Source organism: Xanthomonas sp. WHRI 7065 (assembly GCF_040203115.2).
GTDB classification, from domain to species: domain Bacteria; phylum Pseudomonadota; class Gammaproteobacteria; order Xanthomonadales; family Xanthomonadaceae; genus Xanthomonas; species Xanthomonas arboricola.
Genome location: NZ_CP168194.1, coordinates 1,635,193 through 1,652,446, shown reverse-complemented (window position 1 = coordinate 1,652,446; position 17,254 = coordinate 1,635,193). Strand labels below are relative to the sequence as shown.

Here is a 17,254-nt window from a genome sequence, read left to right as displayed (position 1 = left end):
TCAGCAGATCCCGTTTCCCTCATGACGGATACCTCCGTGTCTTCCCAAGCGCCAGCCAGCGGGTGGCGCCGCGCCTTGCCGGTGATCATCAGCCTGGCAATCCTGGCAATGGCGCTGCACGCGCTGTCGGGGCAATTCACCGACCATGGCTATCGGCAGATCCGCCAGGCCTTCCGTGCACTGGGTGCCGGCCAGATCGCGCTCACCCTGTTGCTGGGCTTGAGCAGCTACGCCTGCCTGGTGGGTTTTGACTGGGTCGGGCTCAAGCGCACCGGCAAGCGGCTGCATCCGGCGCGCGTGGGCATCACCGCCTTCATGGCGCATGCGGTGGGGCAGACGCTGGGGTTTGCCGCCCTCACCGGCGGCGCGGTCCGCCTGCGCGGCTATGGCAGCGTCGGGCTGACCCTGGCCGAGATCGGCCAGGTGGTGCTGATGAGCACGCTGGGCTTCGTCTTCGGCGCCTGGGTGTTGCTTGGCCTGGCGCTGCTGCTGGAACCGGAAGCGGCTGCGCGTGCATTGCCGATCACCGCCGAGGGCATCCGCATCGCCGGCATCGCCTTGCTGGTCGGCTACGTCGCGATGCTGGGGCTGGTCGGCAGACAGGGCCGCGAATTCGGGATCCGCAGTCATCGCTTCTGGCTGCCCGACCGCACCACGGTACTGGGCGTGACCGCGCTGAGCGTGGTCGAGCTGGGCCTGGCGGCCGCCGCGTTCTACGTGCTGCTGCCGCCTGACCCGGGCACCGGCTACTTCGGGTTTATCGGCATCTGGCTGGTGGCGGTGGTCGCCGGGCTGATCTCCACGGTGCCGGCCGGCCTGGGCGTGTTCGAGTGGAGCCTGCTCAAGCTGCTGCCGCATGTCACCCCCGCCGCGGTGCTGGCCGCCGCGCTGGCCTACCGGGTCACCTACTACATCGTGCCGCTGCTGATCTCGGTGGCGATGGCGGCAGCCTCCGGCCTGGGCGCACCGGTGCGCGCCAGCGCCAGCACTGCACGCACGGTATGGAAGGCCTTGCGCCCGTGGTTGCCGCAGATCCTGGCGTTGGCGGTGTTTGCGGTGGGTGCGGCGCTGGTCATCGACGGCACCTTGCCCACCCCGCGCGCGCGCCAGGAAGTGGCGCCGCTGCCGCTGATCGAAACCTCGCATCTGCTGGTCAGCCTGGGCGGCATGGTGCTGCTGCTGATCGGCCAGGGCCTGCAACGCCGCAGCCATGCGGCCTGGGTGCTGGCGCTGGGCGTGTGCATCCTGCTGCCGCCGCTGTCGCTGTTGCGCGGCAGCCATATCTCGGTGTCGTTGTCGGCGGCACTGGCTGCAGTGGCGCTGTGGGCAGCACGCCGCGAGTTCTACCGCCAGGGCGCGCTGCTGGACGAAGCCTGGTCGTGGCGCTGGCTGAGCAACCTCGGCCTGGTGCTGGTGGCCACGTTCTGGCTGCTGTTCTTCGTCTACAGCCACGTCGAATACAGCAACGACCTGTGGTGGGAGTTCGCCACCTCGGCCAACGCGCCACGTGCGCTGCGCGCGGCGCTGATCCTGTGCGTGGGCGTGATCGTGTTCGGCATGGCGCGCCTGCTGCGTGGCGGCCGCCGCCCGATGCCGTCCGCCGATGCGCAGACCCTGCAGACGCTGGCGCCGATCCTGGCCATCAGCACCGACACCCAGGCCTGCCTGGCGCTGACCGGCGACAAGGCGTTCCTGCTCGACGAGCAGCGCCGCGGGTTCGTGATGATGCAGCGTTACGGCGGCTCGCTGATCTCGATGGGCGACCCGGTCGGCCCGCCGGAGGTCGCGCGCGCACTGATCTGGCGCTTCCGCGAGGAGGCCGACCATATGGGCCTGCGCCCGGTGTTCTACCAGGTCGGCGAAAAATACTGGCAGACCTACCTAGACATGGGCCTGACGCTGGTCAAACTGGGCGAAGAGGCGATCGTGCCGTTGGAAGGCTTCACCCTCGAGGGCCGCGACCGCGCCGATCTGCGCCAGGCCTGGAACCGCGGCAAGCGCGGCGGCCTGACCTTCCGCATGCTGCAGCCCGAACAGGTGGACGCGGTATTGCCGCGTCTATCCGAAGTGTCCGAGCAATGGCTGGAAGAAAAGTCCGGCGAAGAAAAAGGCTTCTCGCTGGGCAGCTTCGATGCGGACTACCTGCGCCGCTTCCCGGTGGCAGTGGCCGAGGCGGAGGGCGAAATCGTGGCCTTCGCCAATGTGTGGTGGGCGCCGGCCGGCGGCGAGCTGTCGGTGGACCTGATGCGGCACAGCGCGCAGGCACCTAAGGGCACGATGGATTTCCTGTTCATCGAGCTGTTCCTGTGGGGGCAAGCCAACGGCTATACGCGCTTCTCGCTGGGCATGGCGCCGTTGTCGGGCCTGGCCGAGCATCGCCTGGCCGGCCGCTGGAATCGCTTCGCCAGCCTGGTCGCACGTCATGGCGAGCGCTTCTATGGCTTCAGCGGCCTGCGCCGCTTCAAGTCGAAGTTCGCCCCGACCTGGCGCCCGCGCTATCTGGTCGCGCCCGGTGGCATGCATCTGCCGGCGGCACTACTGGATGTCACCCGATTGATCTCGGCGGATCCGGGCCGGCAGGAGTAAGGCCGCTCGATACCTGCGGTTTTACGCGCGCGAGTGCTTCAGGCTGCTGAGTGCGCTCGCACGCGTGCTTGAATGCATTGCTTGCCGATCAGCGGTAGCAATATCGGGAGCGTGGTGCCGCGTCCGGTGGCGGGACCGTGTGGTGACATGGATGTCGCCACCGAGCCTCCACGGATGGATTTACGGCGTGTCCCGACACTGGATGCGGCGCCGCGCCGCCGACCGACCCCGTACACCGATCACTCTTGCGCACGGCATTGGGGGTTCCACGCGAATGCTTCGGTCTACTGCGGGCGCTTGCACGCGTACCGGTGTGGGACACGCCGCAAGTACGTCCATGTAGGCTCTGGCGCGGCATCCATGCCGCTCAAGGTCCCACGCCGGCACCCGCGCAAGCACCACCGGTTGGTCTCGGTTGCGGAAAGAAATGCGGAGGGCCTGTTGGCGCTGCAGATCCTTCGGAACGTCACCACTTTTTTTGGCGACATGACAGCAGGTAAATGGCTTACCGATTACATCGGCCACGAAGTCCGCAGGCATCAGCACGTGCTTGAAGCATTGCTTGCCGATCAGCAGTGGCAACGCTGGGAGCGTGGCGTCGCGTCCGGGGGCGGGACCGTGTGGCGACATGGATGTCGCCACCGAGCCTCCAGGGATGGATTCACGGCGTGTCCCGACACTGGATGCGGCGCCGCGCCGCCGACCGACTCCGCACACCGATCAATCTGTGCAGAACATCTTTCGTTTACGCGCGAATGCTTCGGTCTGCCGAGGGCGCTTGCACGCGTACCGGCGTGGGACACGCCGCAAGTACGTCCATGTAGGCTCTGGCGCGGCATCCATGCCGCTCAAGGTCCCACGCCGGCACCCGCGCAAGCACCACCGGTTGTTGTCGGTTGCTGAAAGAAAAGCAGAGGGCCTGCCGGACTGCAGGGGGCCAAACCGAACGGTGACAACCAGGTTCTTGACCTGGTTCGGCCTGGAGTTGGGCCGAACCAGGTCAGACATGCCGCGCTCGCTTACGGCTTCGACAGCGCGTGCAGCTGCTCCATGATCACCTTGGCCAGGGTCGCGTAATCGCCCTTGAAGTGGTGATCACCCGGCAGCGCGACCCGCTTGGCGGCCTGTGCCGACAGGCTTGGGCAGAGCGCGTCCTGGTCGTCCTGGCCGTAGATGCACACGGTGGTGCCGGCGGGCAGCCGCTGCACTTCCGGCGCGATCGGCAGGCCTTCGTCGTCCGAGCCCAGCCAGTTGCTGACATGGAATTCGTAATCGGCCAGCTTGCCCACCGACAACAGCGCGGTCATGCGCAGGTTCTGCTTGGTCTGCGCCGGCAACTTGTTGATTGCGGCAGGCAACACGTCCGCGCCCTGCGAGAAGCCGATCAGCACCACCCGCTGACGTTGCCAGCGCTGCGCATAGAAACGCGCGATGCGATCCAGATCGGTGGCAAAGCCCTGCGGTGTGCGCTCGGTCCAGAAGTAGCGCAGCGAATCCAGGCCGACCACCGGGATGCCCTGCGCGGCTAACGCATCGGCCACCTCTTCGTCCAGACCTGCCCAGCCACCGTCGCCGGAGACGAAGATCACGAAGGTGTCGTCGTCGCTGTCGCCATCGGGCTTGGCCGGCAGCTCCACCACCGGCAGATCTTCCAGCCCGCCCGGCGGTGGCGGCAGCGCCACGCCCTTCTGCTCGCCCAGCGAACGTGCCGCCGCGCGCAGGCCCGGCAGGATGTCGCCCTGCGCCGAACGCGTGAACGTGCGCGCCTGCGGCACCTGCTTGAGGAAGCTGTCTTCGGCCGCGGCCGGGCAACGCTTGTCCTGGCTGCCGGCAAGCACCCAGGGAATCTGCAACGGCACCGGCAGCAGCGTGTTGCTGCCCGGGCGCACCCCCGGCTGGCAGATCGCCTGGTCGGACACCGTCGCCGGGCAGAGCCCGTCGGTCAGCACGCCGGCCAGCACATGCGGCTTGGCTTGCGCCGCGATCGCATAGGCCAGCGCAGCCCCCTCGCCGTCGCCGACCAGCAGCGGCAGGCGGTAGGTGGGGATGTGGTAAAAGGCCTGCACGTAGCGCGAGAAATTTTCCACATCGCCGACCGAGAACGCGCAGGTACCGCCGGCCTTGCGCAGCACCGCGTACAGATGCGCGGTGTCCACCATCGCCACCATCGCGCCATCGGCACGCAGGCTTTCTGCCTGGGCCTGGCGCTTGACGTTGTTGCCGGTGCCGGTCAGCCAGATCACCACGCGCTGCGGCTCGCCCTTGGGCATCAGCACCGGCACCTGCTCGAAGCGGCCGTGGCTCACTGGCTGCGTGGTCTGCGCAGCCGCCATGCCCGATAGCGTCAACACCGCCGCGCCGCAGAGCGCGCTCCACATCTCAAGTCGTCGCATGTCGCACCATCGGGAAAAGTGGTTCAAAGATAATCGTTCCAGGCGGCCACGCGAAGCGCAGCGCTTCGCTTATCGCGCATGTGCTCGCTGACGCGCTTCCCAGGCGGCCAAGGCCTGCCGGTAGCGCGCCAGGTCTTCCGCGTACAGATCGTGCACGCACAGCGGGCAACCGCTTTCGCAGCACTCGTTGGGCGCAGGCGGCTCGGGCGGCTGCGGGCGTGGATCGTGATCGGAAGCTGCGCGGTCGTGCATGCGCGCATTGTAGCGTGCGCCACGGCTGCGCCTGGATGAACCACGGCGCGCAGCGTGCCAGGTCAGCGCCCCAGTCGCCGGCGCAGATTGGCCCGCGCCGCAGCGTCGCAGCGCGCATGGAAGTAGTCGCTCAGGAAGATGCGCGGACGCTCGAGCAGGCCGGCCAGAAAGCGCCTGCGGTTGAGCCGGAACAGCAGGCTGGGGACATGCCCACGGTATTCGGCGGCAATACCCTCGTCATACGCATCGAACACCGCTGCCGGTGCGGCCAGGATCGCCATGTCGCAATCCAGGAACAACGCCGCTTCGGCGTCCACGTCCGCCGGCTGCAGTTGTCCATGGCGTGCGGTGAGCAGAATCAGGCGCTGCACGCGCTGCAGATCCACCGATGCCTGCGGCCACCAGCGCGGGATGCAGTCCACCGCCCAGTTGGCGGATTCCGCCTCGTTGTCGCTGCGCCCGGGCTGGTACACCGCATCGTGAAACAGTACCGCCAGCCAGACCTCGACCGGCTGCTGCCAACCCGGCCCTGCGGCGACCTCGGCGTAGTGCTGCAGCAGCGCACGCACATGGCCGAAGTGGTGATAGGCACGCGGTGGCGTGGCATAGGCCTGTTCGAGCGCGGCCAGGTGCTCGGGCTGCAAGGGCAATGGTGTGGTGGTGGCATCCATGCACGCAGGCTACCGCGTACGCATCTGCCTGCACATCAGCGCAGCGCCCATTGCCCTTCGATCTGGTAACGCGACTGGCCCAGGAAGCTGCGCACCAGCGCGAACTCGCGCACCGTCCACGCCAGCGCATCGCAGCGCCGTTGCGGCAACGACTGGTTGCAATACAGCAGCGTCATATGCGGCGTGTACTGCGCGTCGCCGGCAATGCCCGCATGCGCCAGCTGCCGGCCCAGCGCGCCCTGCAGTTCGTACAGCCCGCGTACCTTGTCTTCGCCACGCAACACGCATGGCAGCTGCGAGCGCCGTCCACCAAAGGTGCCAACCCGATCGAACTCCACCTCGAACGCATCCAGCATCACGCGCTCGGCTGCCTGACTAGCGCGGCTCACCAGCGAAGGCGGCAAGCCGCCCGCGTAATCGCCCAGATGATGCAAGGTCACATGCAAGCGTTCGCGCGCCAGCGGCTTGCCGTCGACATGACCACTGTGCAGCAGCCCATCGGCGATCGCCGCGGCGCGTTGGGCGGTGGCCGCATCGGCCATCACCGCAAAGAACAGGCGTTCGGTGGTCTTCTCCTCACCAAGGCCAAGCGACAACTGCGCCTCGGCCGAAGACAGGTACAGGAACTGCTGTTGCATGGGCTGATTCCACGACCGCGTACGCGGACCTGCCGGAAGAAGGGCGGCGGATACTAGCAGACCAGCTGCATGCGTGGCACGCATTCAACATCAGTGCGAAAACGTGGAACGCATGCAGTGCGTGGAACAACAACCGCGCAGCACTGGCCATCTGCGACACAAAAAGAAACGGGCAGCTTGCGCTGCCCGTTTCCGCCTTTATCGGTTCACTCCGCAAGCTGCATCACCTGGATGCGCCTGGGTCACGCATGCAGCTTATGCGGCATTCTTCATCGCATGCTTGCGGTTACGCATCACGTCGTGACATGCGCGCACTTCCGGCAGCAGACGAAGTGCGGCATCGCGTGCGGCGGCCGGGGTGTCCTGGTCGGCGATGGTTTCGTCGAATGCCTTCAGCAGACGGTCTTCAGACTCTTCCAGCTCCGCAACGTAGCCGTACTTGGTATCGCCCAACGTGGCGCGCACCTTGCCGTAGAACTGCTGCATGCTGCCGACCATGGTGCCGCTGGTTTCCGGCTTGCCACCGACCGATGCAACCACACTGCTAAGATTGCTGACAATGTCGGACTTCACGCCGGCGATGCGGCGGAACAGCGTTGCAAGCTCCGCATCACCCACCTTGGCGGCCGCTTCTTCGTAGAAGTCCTTGCCGTCGCGGGAAATGGCGATGAGGTCGTTGAGGCTATGCTCGGTCTTGCTCTGAATGCTCATGTGTCGCTCCTGGTTGCGATGGGCCAGCGCTTCGCAAGTTGTGGATGCGTTTGCGCTGGCTTTCGGGGATGAGGCAATCGATGTGCTGATTGCATGCCTTGGCGTTGTGTACGGCCTTAGCTTGGCGGGACACACATAATCGACATGTGAGTGATGTGGTGATTGTCCTCACGCGATCATGCAGGCAATGAATGGCGATTCATCGATGCCAAGAGCAGGTCAAACCTACTTTGGCTGCCGGCTCGCACACATATTGTCGACCAGGTTGGGATAGGGACGACCGGCCTCCTCGGCGCGCTGCTTGGCAGCGGCTTTTTGGCTTGCGGTCAGCGGCGTGGAGGCGGATTTACCCTTGGGCTTGCCGCGCTTCCAGGGCGGTGGCGTGTGTTCGGTCATGGCGCTGTACGGTCCGCTTGCAGTGGAGCATGCAGTCTCGACGTGCGCTCGTGAGTTGGCCGTGGATATGGCCTTGCGTCCGGTACGGACCAACGTCGCAACCAGCACGCCATCTGCCAGCTCTGCCACTCATCACTCTAACTGCAGCAGGCAGTCGAGGCCGGCAGCGCCTCAGTAGCTCGCCAACGACGCGCGCTGGCGGCGCTCCTGCCAGACCGCCAGCGCATACACCAGCAAGCCGCCCAGCGCAGTGGCCGCGCCCACGTAGCCGGTCGAGGTCCATCCCCACCCGGCCGTGATCGCCATACCGCCCAGCCACGGGCCCAGCGCATTGGCGGTATTGAACGCGGCATGGTTGGATGCCGCTGCCAGGGTCTGCGCCTCTGCGGCCACATCCATCAGACGCGTCTGCAGTGCAGGTGCCAGTGCGCCCATGGTGCCGACCGCCACGATGGACACAAACACCCACAGGCCCGACTGCGCAGCCAACGGAAAGGTCAGCATCACCAACACCGACCACACCAGCAATACCGGCACCGCGCGGAACTGCATGCGGTCGAACAGCCAGCCGCCCAGGATGCTGCCGAGCACGCCGCCGACCCCGAACGCCACCATCGCCAGCGGGATCCGCGCCGGCTCCACGCCGGTCACCGCGGTCAGGGTGGGCGCCAGATAACTGAAGACGCAGAACATGCCGGAAAAACCCACCGCGCCGATCGCCAGGGCCAGCCATACCTGCGGCTGATTGAATGCGCGCAGCTCACGCAACGGCTGTTGCCGCGGCTCGTCCGGCGCAGGCGGCAGGCGCGCCGCCACTGCCGCAACCGTGCACAGCGCAAGCACCGACACCGCCGCATAGGCCCATCGCCAGCTCACGATCTGGCCCAGCCAGGTCGCCAATGGATTGCCGACCAGCAAGGCGATGCTCAGGCCCAGCAACACCCGGCCCACCGCAGTGGCGCGTTGGTTGGGCGGGCTGATCGACGCGGCCACCAGTGAAGCAACGCCGAAGTACGCGCCATGCGGCAAACCAGCGATGAAACGGCACAGCAACATCGTGTGATAGCTCGGCGCCAGTGCGCTGGCGAGATTGCCCAGCGCGTAGAACACCATCAGCAGCAGCAACAAGGTGCGCCGCGGCCAGCGCGCGCCAATAATCGCCAGCAACGGCGCACCGACCACCACGCCCAACGCGTAGGCGCTGATCACGTGGCCAACCTGCGGCTCGCTGATCTGCAGGCCCTGAGCAATCTGGGTCATCAGGCCCATGGTGGAAAATTCGCTGATGCCGATCGCAAAGCCGCCCATCGCCAACGCAAACAGGATCAGCACGTAGTCGCGCCGTGACACGCGCGGCGTTGGAAGATCGGTATCGGACATGCCCGACTCCAGAATGACGGGGCGGCTTATTATTGTGCAACGCAGCAACCGACGAAAGCACGGCGCCTGCTGCGATTCAGCGCCAGGGCCCCGGCACGTCACAGTCTGGCCGCTTTCGGCGCGCCAGGAGACGCTGTGTCCTATCGCTATCGCTCGAATCCGCTTTGCTCCGCCACCATCGCTAGGGGGCACTCGCGATCGGCGCGGTGTCGCGCCTGGCGCGTGATCCACACCCAATTGGTTGCTGATGTCCAAATCCACCGAATCCCCGTTGTTCTCCCCCGTGCGCCTGGGCGCGCTGGACCTTGCCAACCGCGTGATCATGGCGCCGCTGACGCGCAATCGCGCCGCCGCCGGGCAGGTGCCCTCGCCGCTCGCCGCCGAGTACTACGGCCAACGCGCCAGTGCCGGCCTGATCGTGGCCGAGGGCACGCAGATCAGCCCGCTGGGTCAGGGCTACCTGGATACGCCCGGCATCCACACCGCCGAGCAGGTCCAGGGCTGGCGTGCGGTCACCGATGAAGTGCATCGCCGTGGCGGCAAGATCGTGCTGCAGCTGTGGCATGTGGGCCGCGTCTCGCACACCAGCGTGCTGCCGCCGGGCGAATCGCCGGTCGCGCCCAGCGCCATCCGCGCCGAAGGCAAGACCTACACCAAGGACGGCTTCCAGGATGTCTCCGAGCCGCGCGCGCTGGCGCTGGACGAAATCCCCGCCCTGATCGAGGACTACCGCATCGCCGCACGCAACGCCATCGATGCCGGCTTCGACGGCGTGGAAGTGCATGCGGCCAACGGCTACCTGCTCGACCAGTTCCTGCGTGACGGCTCCAACCAGCGCACCGACGCGTACGGCGGCGACATCGAAAACCGCACCCGCCTGCTGACCGAGGTGGTGCAGGCGATCGCCGACGAGATCGGCGCCGAGCGCACCGGTGTGCGGCTGTCGCCGGTCACACCGGTATACGGCATGCACGACTCCGATCCGCAGCCGCTGTTCGAACGTGCGGTGGAGCGTCTCAACCTGATCGGCGGGCTGGCCTTCGTGCACGTGATCGAAGGCGCAACCGGCGGTGCGCGCGACAACGTCGCCTTCGACTATGCCGCGCTGCGCGCAAAGTTCGACGGCGCCTGGATCGCCAACAACAGCTACGACAAGGCGCTGTCCGACCACGCCATCAACAGCGGTTACGCCGATGCGATCGCCTTCGGCCGGCCGTTCATCGCCAACCCGGATCTGGTGCGTCGCCTGCACGAGAACGCCCCGTTGGCCGAGCTCGACCAGGCCACCCTGTACGGCGGTGGTGCCAAGGGCTACACCGACTACCCCGCCCTGCCGAACTGAACGCAGCTGCAAAACGCCTACGCTCACCGCCAGGCAGGCGCGGCCGATGCCCGGAATCGGGATGTACCACGCGTACATTCCGGTTCCTGCGCGCCGTCCGCACCCACCTGAGGACTGCTCGCTCTGTTTTGTCGGTCGCTCCAAGTCTCGCCGACACAGCGGCTGCGCACGGCATCAAGCGAGCGCAGCTGCCGCGTCGGATCGACCGGTCCGCACGCGCACGTTGGACCTAAGCACGTCGCCGGCCCGGCGTCTCGTGCAAGCGCGATACGCATCCCTTGCCCGATCGTCTAGCGCTAGGCGGCGGCCATCGTGCATCTGCCAACTCAATCGTTGAACCGGCGCGCAAGGCCAGGCGCTTGTGCGTGTGTTCGCCCCAGGCTCGGCGAATACGCAAACGCGTACACAGCACGCCGCTCGCAACGCGGATGCCTTCGCAACGTAGCCATCCCGGTAGCAACCACATGACGCGTACACCCGGCCCCGCTAGGATCGTGCCAACCCTGCTCTCTGGAATGCCGATGCGGCCCCTGCTCACTGCCATTGTTTTTTGCACGCTGCTGGTCTGCGGGCCAGCGCTTGCGGTGCCGTTCTGGGGCGCGCGCCAGTCCAGCCCTGCCGAAACGGCGCCGGCCGACCTCAAGCCGGGCGAATGGATCTGGGGCGGCGTCAGCAAGGGCTGGGGGCCGATGGCGGTGATTGTCAGCCTCACCGAGCAACGCGCGTATGCGTATCGCAACGGCATCCTGATCGGCGTTTCCACCATCAGCTCCGGCAAGCCCGGGCACGAGACACCGACCGGTGTGTTCACCATCCTGCAGAAGGACAAGGACCACCGCTCCAACCTCTACAACGCCGCGCCCATGCCGTATCAGCAGCGCCTGACCTGGGACGGCGTGGCCCTGCACGCTGGCGGCCTGCCCGGTTATCCGGAATCGCATGGCTGCGTGCATCTGCCGTCGGAATTCGCGCGGCTGCTGTTCGACAATTCCAACATGGGCATGGTGGTGGTGGTCGCGCAGGCCGGTGTGGATGCGGACGCGGTGGTGCATCCCCGTGCGCTCAGCCCGATCGACCCGGCCACTGGTGCGCAGCGGGCATTGCTGCCGCTGCCCAACGGCCAGAGCTTTGCGTGGCAGCCGGAGCTGGCACCCACCGGCCCCATCTCGATGCTGGTCAGCAGCAGCGATCAGCAACTGGTGGTGTATCGCAACGGCGTGGAAATCGGACGCGCGCAAGTGGCATTGCGCGCGCAGACCGGCGCCGCGCCGCTGGGCACGCAGGCGTTCATCGTCGGCCAGGGCTTCCTGCCTGGCGAAGTGCCCGGCTTGCCTGGTCAACGCATGCCCAACTGGATGCGCATCGGCATCCCCGGCAGCAGTGCTGCGGCAGGACAGGCCCTGGATGCCGACACCATCGCGCGGCTGCAGGTGCCGCCGGCATTCCTGGCCGGCCTGCTGCCGCTGCTGACGCCTGGTGTGGTGCTGGTGGCCACCGACCAACGCATCCTTCCCGAAACCACCGGCGGCAAGCTGCAGGTGCTGGATTCGGATCCGCCCGAAGCACCCTGAGCAACGAACTGCGCCGCGTTATCGCTGCGGCGAGTTGCAAGCTGCGCGTAAGCGCGCGCGCGCATGCGTGCAGCCCGGGATCGGCATGCACTGGTATGCGCTGGCGGTGCCGAGCGCTGGCGCCCGCCGTTGTAGAGCGCGCGACCCGACGCGCGTTGCTGCGATTGTCAGCGCGACCTGCTTGGCAGATGATGCGGACATCCCTCATTGCCAAGGATGTGCGTGATGCGTTTACTCACTGTGGTTCTGCTCGGCAGCACGCTAGTCGGTTACGCGTCATCCACCGCAGCAGCCGAGTCGCTGCGCCCTGCCGCACCAAACGCCGAATGCCTGGATGCGCGCAAGGTGACGGAGCTGCATCAAGCCGATCCGCGCACGCTGGCAGTGGCCGAACAGGGCGGGCGGCTGTTCCGCATCAGCCTGGCGCAGGACTGCCCGCTACTGGCCGCACAAGCGGATGCGAGCCTGCTGGCGGCGCACGGCTGGGTCTGCAACGGTGCGCCGGCATACGTGAGCTCGGGCCAGCAGCACTGCGCGGTCAGCCAGATCGCCACACTGAGTGCGCGCGAATACGCCAGTGCGGCACGACAACGCGACAGCGGCATTCCGACCCTGGACGGCGTCAGCGTGCGCGAAGCGCGCCGGCGTAATTTCGCCGGCTCATCCAGCTACTGCTTCAATCCCAGCATGCTGCGTTCGTGGTCGGAAGACGGCCAGGGCCTGGTGGTGGAAGTCTCGCCACGTCACCCCGGCACGCATCGCCACTACCGTGTCGAACTGATGGACAGCTGCCGCGAACTCAGCGGCGCGCCGCCGATCCGCTTCGTCTCCGGCATGGGCCTGAATGCGATCTGCGGCAATCCCGGCGACAAGGTCGATGTGCTCGACGAAATGGCGCTTGCCGGCGCGGCTGCCGGATCCGGCCAGCAGGGCGATCTGAGCACCACGCGTGGCGGCCTGGCCGCGCGGATGCGCCAGAGTTGCACGGTGGCGGCGGTGTATCCGCGCGATTGAGCGACCCGCAACGCAGGAGCGCGCTTACGCGCGATGAGGCGGTCTCGATACCGCTTCATCGCGCGCAAGCGCGCTCCTACACACGCTGCAGGCTGTGCTGCTGGCTCCGCGACAGCCTCAGGCCTTGCGCAGGAAACAGGTCTTCAGCACCAGGCCCTTGATCTTTTCCGAATTGCCTTCGATGTGCTCGGCATCGTCCTCGACCAAGCGGATGTTGCGGATCAGCGTGCCCTGCTTGAGCGGAATCGACGAGCCCTTGACCTTCAGGTCCTTGATCACGGTCACCGTGTCGCCGGCCTGCAGCAGGTTGCCGTTGCTGTCGCGCACCACCGTCGCAGTCGCGGCGGACTCGCCCGCGCTCCATTCGAAGCCGCAGTCTGCGCAAATCAGCAACGCGCCATCGGCATAGGTATTGTCCAGGCCACATTGCGGGCAGGCGGGAACGGAAGACATGCGATTCCTAGGTTCAAAACGGGCGTGGATTGTAGCGCCCCGGCCGCCCGATCACGTCTCCGGCACGGCGCCGGCGCGATAGTGCAGCGCTTGTCGAATGCCCTGCAGGTCGCACGTGCCCAACCCATCGCTTCCCCAAGCCCCCGGCGCTGCGCCAGGATCCACCGCGCCTGCGGCTGGCGAACCGGGCGCGGCAAAGAAAACCGGCTCGCATCTGGTCGTCTATGTCGCGCTGGCCGGCAACCTTGCCATCGCGATCGCAAAATTCATCGCCGCAGGCATCTCGGGCAGCTCGGCGATGCTCAGCGAAGGCGTGCACTCGCTGGTGGACACCGTCAACGAAGTGTTGCTGCTGTACGGCCTGCGCCGCGCCGCGCAGGCCCCCTCGCCGACCCATCCGTTCGGCTACGGGCGTGAGCTGTACTTCTGGAGTTTCATCGTCGCGCTATTGGTCTTCGCGATGGGCGCAGGCGTGTCGCTGTACGAGGGCATCGTGCATCTGCGCAATCCCGAGCCGGCCAAGAGCCATCTGCTCGCCTACATCGTGCTCGGCGTGTCGATCGTGTTCGAAGGCATTTCCTGGGTGGTGGCGCTGCGCGAATTCCGCGCCAAGAAAGGCCGCATGGGGTATTTCCAGGCATTCCGGCAGAGCAAGGATCCCAGCACGTTCACCGTGCTGCTCGAAGACAGCGCCGCCTTGATCGGCCTGTTCATGGCGGTGCTTGGCCTGGCCGGCGCGCAGCTGCTGGACATGCCCGAACTCGATGGCATCGCCTCGATCGGCATCGCTTGCGTGCTGGCTTTTACCGCATTCCTGTTGGCGCGCGAAACCAAGGGCCTGCTGATCGGCGAACCCGCGCATGCGCACGTTACCGAATCGCTGCTGCGCATTGCCGCCAGCGATCCGGATGTGCGTGCCGCCAACGGCGTATTGACCATGCAGATGGGCCCGAACCAGGTGGTTGCTGCGTTGAGCGCCGAGTTCGAAGACAGCCGCACCACGCCACAGATCGAAGCCTGCGTCGGGCGCATCGAAGCGGCCGCCAAGCGTCAGCACCCCGAGCTCACCGCGCTGTTCATCAAGCCGCAGACGCCGGAAACCTGGCACGCACGCCGCGCCCAGATCGAACGTGACGCAGAGAAGGATTAGCGCACGGCAGGGCGTGGAATGCGTGCATCGCCACGCGGCCAAACACCGCAGGTGACGCGCGTCGGCCGGCTCACCTTCAAGCACGACGCATCGCGCAGGAAGCAGTTGAATCGCAGAGGTGACATCGTCACCACCAAGCTGATCCTCGCCCTAACCGCAGCCCCGGCTGCGGTTGCATCATCCGGGTCGATTGCCTACGGTAGGCAGGCACCACCTCTTGGCGTCGTGAGTCAGCCGACGCATCCCACTCGATCACAAGTCATGGAGGTTTCCGATGGAAATCAGCCAGGGTCGCGTTGCGACCATTCATTACACCCTTTCCGACGACGGCGGCCAGGTCCTGGACCGTTCGACGCCGGACGCGCCATTGAGCTACCTGCACGGCGCCGGCAACATCGTGCCCGGCCTGGAACAGGCGCTGGACGGCAAGCGCGTCGGCGAGACACTCACTGCCGATGTCGTGCCCGAACAGGGCTATGGCCCGCGCCATGAGCAGTTGATCCAGCAGGTACCGCTTGAGGCATTCCCGACCGATGTCGAGGTCGTGCCGGGTGTGCAGTTCGAGGCGCGCACCCAGCAGGGCCCGGTGCTGGTCACCGTCACCGAGGTGGGCCCGGAGCAGGTCACCGTCGACGGCAACCATCCGCTGGCCGGGCAGACCCTGCATTTCGCGGTCGAAGTCATCGAGGTGCGCGAAGCCACCACCGAAGAACTGAACGAAGGCCAGGTCGCCAGCGTCGCGGCCTGATCGGGTGTGCCGCGTGCCTGCTGGCATGCGGCAGTTCGGCTGCTGCGACGTCCAAACGCAGTGCGACGGGCGTCGCCGGCAGCAGAAGTAGTAAAGTGCGCGGCCCGCTCACAGGCCCGCTTGCATGAAACTCGGCATCGACTTCGGTACCAGCAACTCCGCCGCCGCGGCGATCGTCGATGGCCAGGTGGTCCCGGTGCGCTTCGGCGAGGCCTTGCAGTTCCGCACCACGGTGTATTTCCCCGAGACCATGCGCGACCCGGACGATTTCAGCCTGACTCCGGCGCTGGAATACGAGGTCGAACGGCTGATCGACTCCGGCCGTCGCGACGCTGCCGCGGCTGGCCGCACGTCCAGCACCGACAGCCTGCGCCGCGATGCGATCCGCATCGTGCGCCGCCAGTGGATGGAAGAGCAGGTGCGCGAGCCGCGCAGCTCCGCCGCCCTGCTGCAGAACGCGGTCTACGGCGACGACGCGCTGGATGCGTATTTCCTGGAAGGCGAAGGCAGCCTGGTGCAGAGCCCCAAATCGATGCTGGGCTACAACCTGCATCCGCGTGCGCGCCAGACCATCACCGGCATCGCCACGCACGTGCTGGAACACATCCGGCTCACCGCCTCGCGCCAGTTCGACATCAATATCCGCAGCGCCACGCTGGGCCGCCCGGTGCAGTTCCGCAGTTCCATCGGCGAGGCCGGCAATGCGCAGGCGCTGGACATTCTGCAGACCGCTGCCATCGCGGCCGGCTTCGACAGCGTGGATTTCCTCGAAGAACCCGCAGCGGCCGCGATGCATTACCACGTTAGCCACGACAGCCGTCACGACACCGTTGTGGTGGACATCGGCGGCGGCACCACCGACATCGCCCATGCCAGCGTCGGCGGCAGCGCCGCGCCGCAGGTGCACCGCGCCTGGGGCATCGCGCGCGGCGGTACCGATATCGATCTGGCGCTGAGTCTGGCCGCCTACATGCCGCTGTTCGGCCGCGGCATCACCCGCGTGCCCACCCACCATTACGTGGAGGCGGCGATGGTGCAGGACATGACCCGCCAGCGCGAATTCCGCCTGCACAAGTACCAGGACGTCCCTGCCCCGTTCGACAAGCGCCTGCAGGCGCTGCAGGACACCGGCAACACCGCGCGCCTGTACCGCGGCGTGGAAGCCTGCAAGATCGCGCTCAGCGAGCGCGACCAGCACCAGGCCGGGCTGGACTTCATCGAACGCGGGCTGGAGGTGGAGGTGCAGGCCAGCGCGCTGGTTGCGTCCGCTTCCAGCTACCTGGGCGAACTGGAAGGCTTGCTTGCGCAGGTCCGCGCCGACCTGGATGCGCCGCCTGCCACGCTGTTCCTGACCGGCGGCATGTCGCGTGCTGGCTATATCCGCGACACGGTGGCAGCCGCGTTCCCGGAATCGCGCCTGGTGCAGGGCGATCCGTCCTTCGGCGTGGTGCAGGGCCTGGCCTGGGCGGCGGCACGCCAGGCCCGTCTGTCGGACGGTTAAGGCAACGCGGGCGCCTATCCGTTACAATGCACGGTTGCTGCATACCGCTTAGCCGGCTTGTCAGCAAGGCACGCTTGCCGTGCCGCCGCGATTGCGCACCGAACGCGACCGCACCTCTCGACACCGCTTCCGCGCGCGCCACCCTAGCCGCACGCGGTGTCATCGCACTTCCCCGCTACAGGAGGCCACATGGCACGTCCCGCGACCAAGCAGAAATCCCAGCCCAGCATCGCTCGCAGCGAAGGCAAGTCGCAGCCGCTCAGTCGTGAGCGTATCGCTGCCGACATCGCCGCGTTCCGCAAGACCGGCGGCCGGATCGAAGTGCTCACCACCAACTTCGGCCCTGCGCGTAACGATGGCGACAAGATCGCCTAAGCGTCGCCCGCAAACCGAAGCGTTGTACCGACGTGCCACCGCAAGGTGGCACGTTCGTTTCAGGCCACAGTTG

The 17,254-nt window shown here is 66.8% G+C and carries 16 protein-coding genes and 1 other RNA gene; 9 read left to right on the top strand and 8 right to left on the bottom strand.

All coding sequences use genetic code 11. The features are described from left to right. The first annotated feature begins 21 nt into the window (after window positions 1–21). Window positions 22–2,586 carry a bifunctional lysylphosphatidylglycerol flippase/synthetase MprF gene (gene mprF / locus ABQY64_RS07105; RefSeq protein ID WP_102583649.1) on the top strand — a complete coding sequence of 855 codons (2,565 nt, stop codon included), beginning with the start codon at window positions 22–24 and terminating at the stop codon, window positions 2,584–2,586. A 1,019-nt stretch (window positions 2,587–3,605) separates the two neighbouring features. Here mprF and ABQY64_RS07100 read toward each other — a convergent pair. The 7 genes from ABQY64_RS07100 to ABQY64_RS07070 form a co-directional block, all read right to left on the bottom strand. Beyond that, window positions 3,606–4,979 (bottom strand): AcvB/VirJ family lysyl-phosphatidylglycerol hydrolase, encoded by a 1,374-nt coding sequence (locus ABQY64_RS07100; RefSeq protein ID WP_349779100.1) that lies wholly within the window; start codon window positions 4,977–4,979, stop codon window positions 3,606–3,608. A 69-nt stretch (window positions 4,980–5,048) separates the two neighbouring features. Beyond that, window positions 5,049–5,231 (bottom strand): oxidoreductase-like domain-containing protein, encoded by a 183-nt coding sequence (locus tag ABQY64_RS07095; protein WP_016903504.1) that lies wholly within the window; start codon window positions 5,229–5,231, stop codon window positions 5,049–5,051. Between the two features lie 62 nt (window positions 5,232–5,293). Then, entirely contained in the window at window positions 5,294–5,902 is a 609-nt protein-coding gene (locus ABQY64_RS07090; RefSeq protein WP_024937993.1) for a hypothetical protein, read from the bottom strand. A gap of 35 nt (window positions 5,903–5,937) precedes the next feature. Further along, window positions 5,938–6,540 (bottom strand): 2'-5' RNA ligase family protein, encoded by a 603-nt coding sequence (locus ABQY64_RS07085; RefSeq protein WP_167708660.1) that lies wholly within the window; start codon window positions 6,538–6,540, stop codon window positions 5,938–5,940. A gap of 255 nt (window positions 6,541–6,795) precedes the next feature. Continuing rightward, window positions 6,796–7,251, bottom strand: coding sequence for a PA2169 family four-helix-bundle protein (locus ABQY64_RS07080; RefSeq protein WP_024937995.1), 456 nt, complete (start codon window positions 7,249–7,251; stop codon window positions 6,796–6,798). Window positions 7,252–7,476: 225 nt separating this feature from the next. Then, the gene (locus ABQY64_RS07075; RefSeq protein WP_349779101.1) at window positions 7,477–7,647 is read right to left on the bottom strand and encodes a hypothetical protein; all 171 of its coding nucleotides are present in this window, start codon (window positions 7,645–7,647) and stop codon (window positions 7,477–7,479) included. Between the two features lie 171 nt (window positions 7,648–7,818). Continuing rightward, a complete protein-coding gene (locus ABQY64_RS07070) occupies window positions 7,819–9,027 on the bottom strand; it encodes an MFS transporter (protein WP_349779102.1) in 1,209 nt (402 codons plus the stop codon). A 247-nt stretch (window positions 9,028–9,274) separates the two neighbouring features. Here ABQY64_RS07070 and ABQY64_RS07065 point away from each other — a divergent pair, with 247 nt between their 5' ends. The 4 genes from ABQY64_RS07065 (at window position 9,275) to ABQY64_RS07050 (ending at window position 12,954) form a co-directional block, all read left to right on the top strand. Beyond that, window positions 9,275–10,369 carry an alkene reductase gene (locus ABQY64_RS07065; RefSeq protein WP_024937997.1) on the top strand — a complete coding sequence of 365 codons (1,095 nt, stop codon included), beginning with the start codon at window positions 9,275–9,277 and terminating at the stop codon, window positions 10,367–10,369. 61 nt (window positions 10,370–10,430) lie between these two features. Next, a non-coding RNA gene (locus ABQY64_RS07060) (sX9 sRNA) lies at window positions 10,431–10,506 on the top strand. Between the two features lie 378 nt (window positions 10,507–10,884). After that, the gene (locus tag ABQY64_RS07055) at window positions 10,885–11,940 is read left to right on the top strand and encodes a L,D-transpeptidase (protein ID WP_065049704.1); all 1,056 of its coding nucleotides are present in this window, start codon (window positions 10,885–10,887) and stop codon (window positions 11,938–11,940) included. A gap of 225 nt (window positions 11,941–12,165) precedes the next feature. Then, on the top strand, window positions 12,166–12,954 hold the full coding sequence (locus tag ABQY64_RS07050) for a hypothetical protein (protein ID WP_349779103.1): 789 nt from the start codon (window positions 12,166–12,168) through the stop codon (window positions 12,952–12,954). A 117-nt stretch (window positions 12,955–13,071) separates the two neighbouring features. On the opposite strand, the gene ABQY64_RS07045 is transcribed toward ABQY64_RS07050, so the two are convergent. After that, window positions 13,072–13,407 (bottom strand): zinc ribbon domain-containing protein YjdM, encoded by a 336-nt coding sequence (locus tag ABQY64_RS07045; RefSeq protein WP_039520205.1) that lies wholly within the window; start codon window positions 13,405–13,407, stop codon window positions 13,072–13,074. 97 nt (window positions 13,408–13,504) lie between these two features. Between ABQY64_RS07045 and ABQY64_RS07040 the strand changes: the two genes are divergently transcribed. The 4 genes from ABQY64_RS07040 to ABQY64_RS07025 all read left to right on the top strand — a co-directional run bounded on the left by ABQY64_RS07040 (window position 13,505) and on the right by ABQY64_RS07025 (window position 17,181). Continuing rightward, complete coding sequence (locus ABQY64_RS07040; protein ID WP_349779104.1) at window positions 13,505–14,557, top strand: cation diffusion facilitator family transporter; 1,053 nt, start codon at window positions 13,505–13,507, stop codon at window positions 14,555–14,557. A 274-nt stretch (window positions 14,558–14,831) separates the two neighbouring features. Continuing rightward, on the top strand, window positions 14,832–15,305 hold the full coding sequence (locus ABQY64_RS07035) for a peptidylprolyl isomerase (RefSeq protein ID WP_349779105.1): 474 nt from the start codon (window positions 14,832–14,834) through the stop codon (window positions 15,303–15,305). Between the two features lie 124 nt (window positions 15,306–15,429). Next, window positions 15,430–16,806: an Hsp70 family protein gene (locus ABQY64_RS07030; RefSeq protein ID WP_349779106.1), complete on the top strand. Its 1,377-nt coding sequence runs from the start codon at window positions 15,430–15,432 to the stop codon at window positions 16,804–16,806. A 189-nt stretch (window positions 16,807–16,995) separates the two neighbouring features. Next, window positions 16,996–17,181, top strand: a complete 186-nt coding sequence (locus ABQY64_RS07025) for a hypothetical protein (RefSeq protein ID WP_010366034.1) — start codon at window positions 16,996–16,998, stop codon at window positions 17,179–17,181. The last annotated feature ends 73 nt before the right edge of the window (window positions 17,182–17,254 follow it).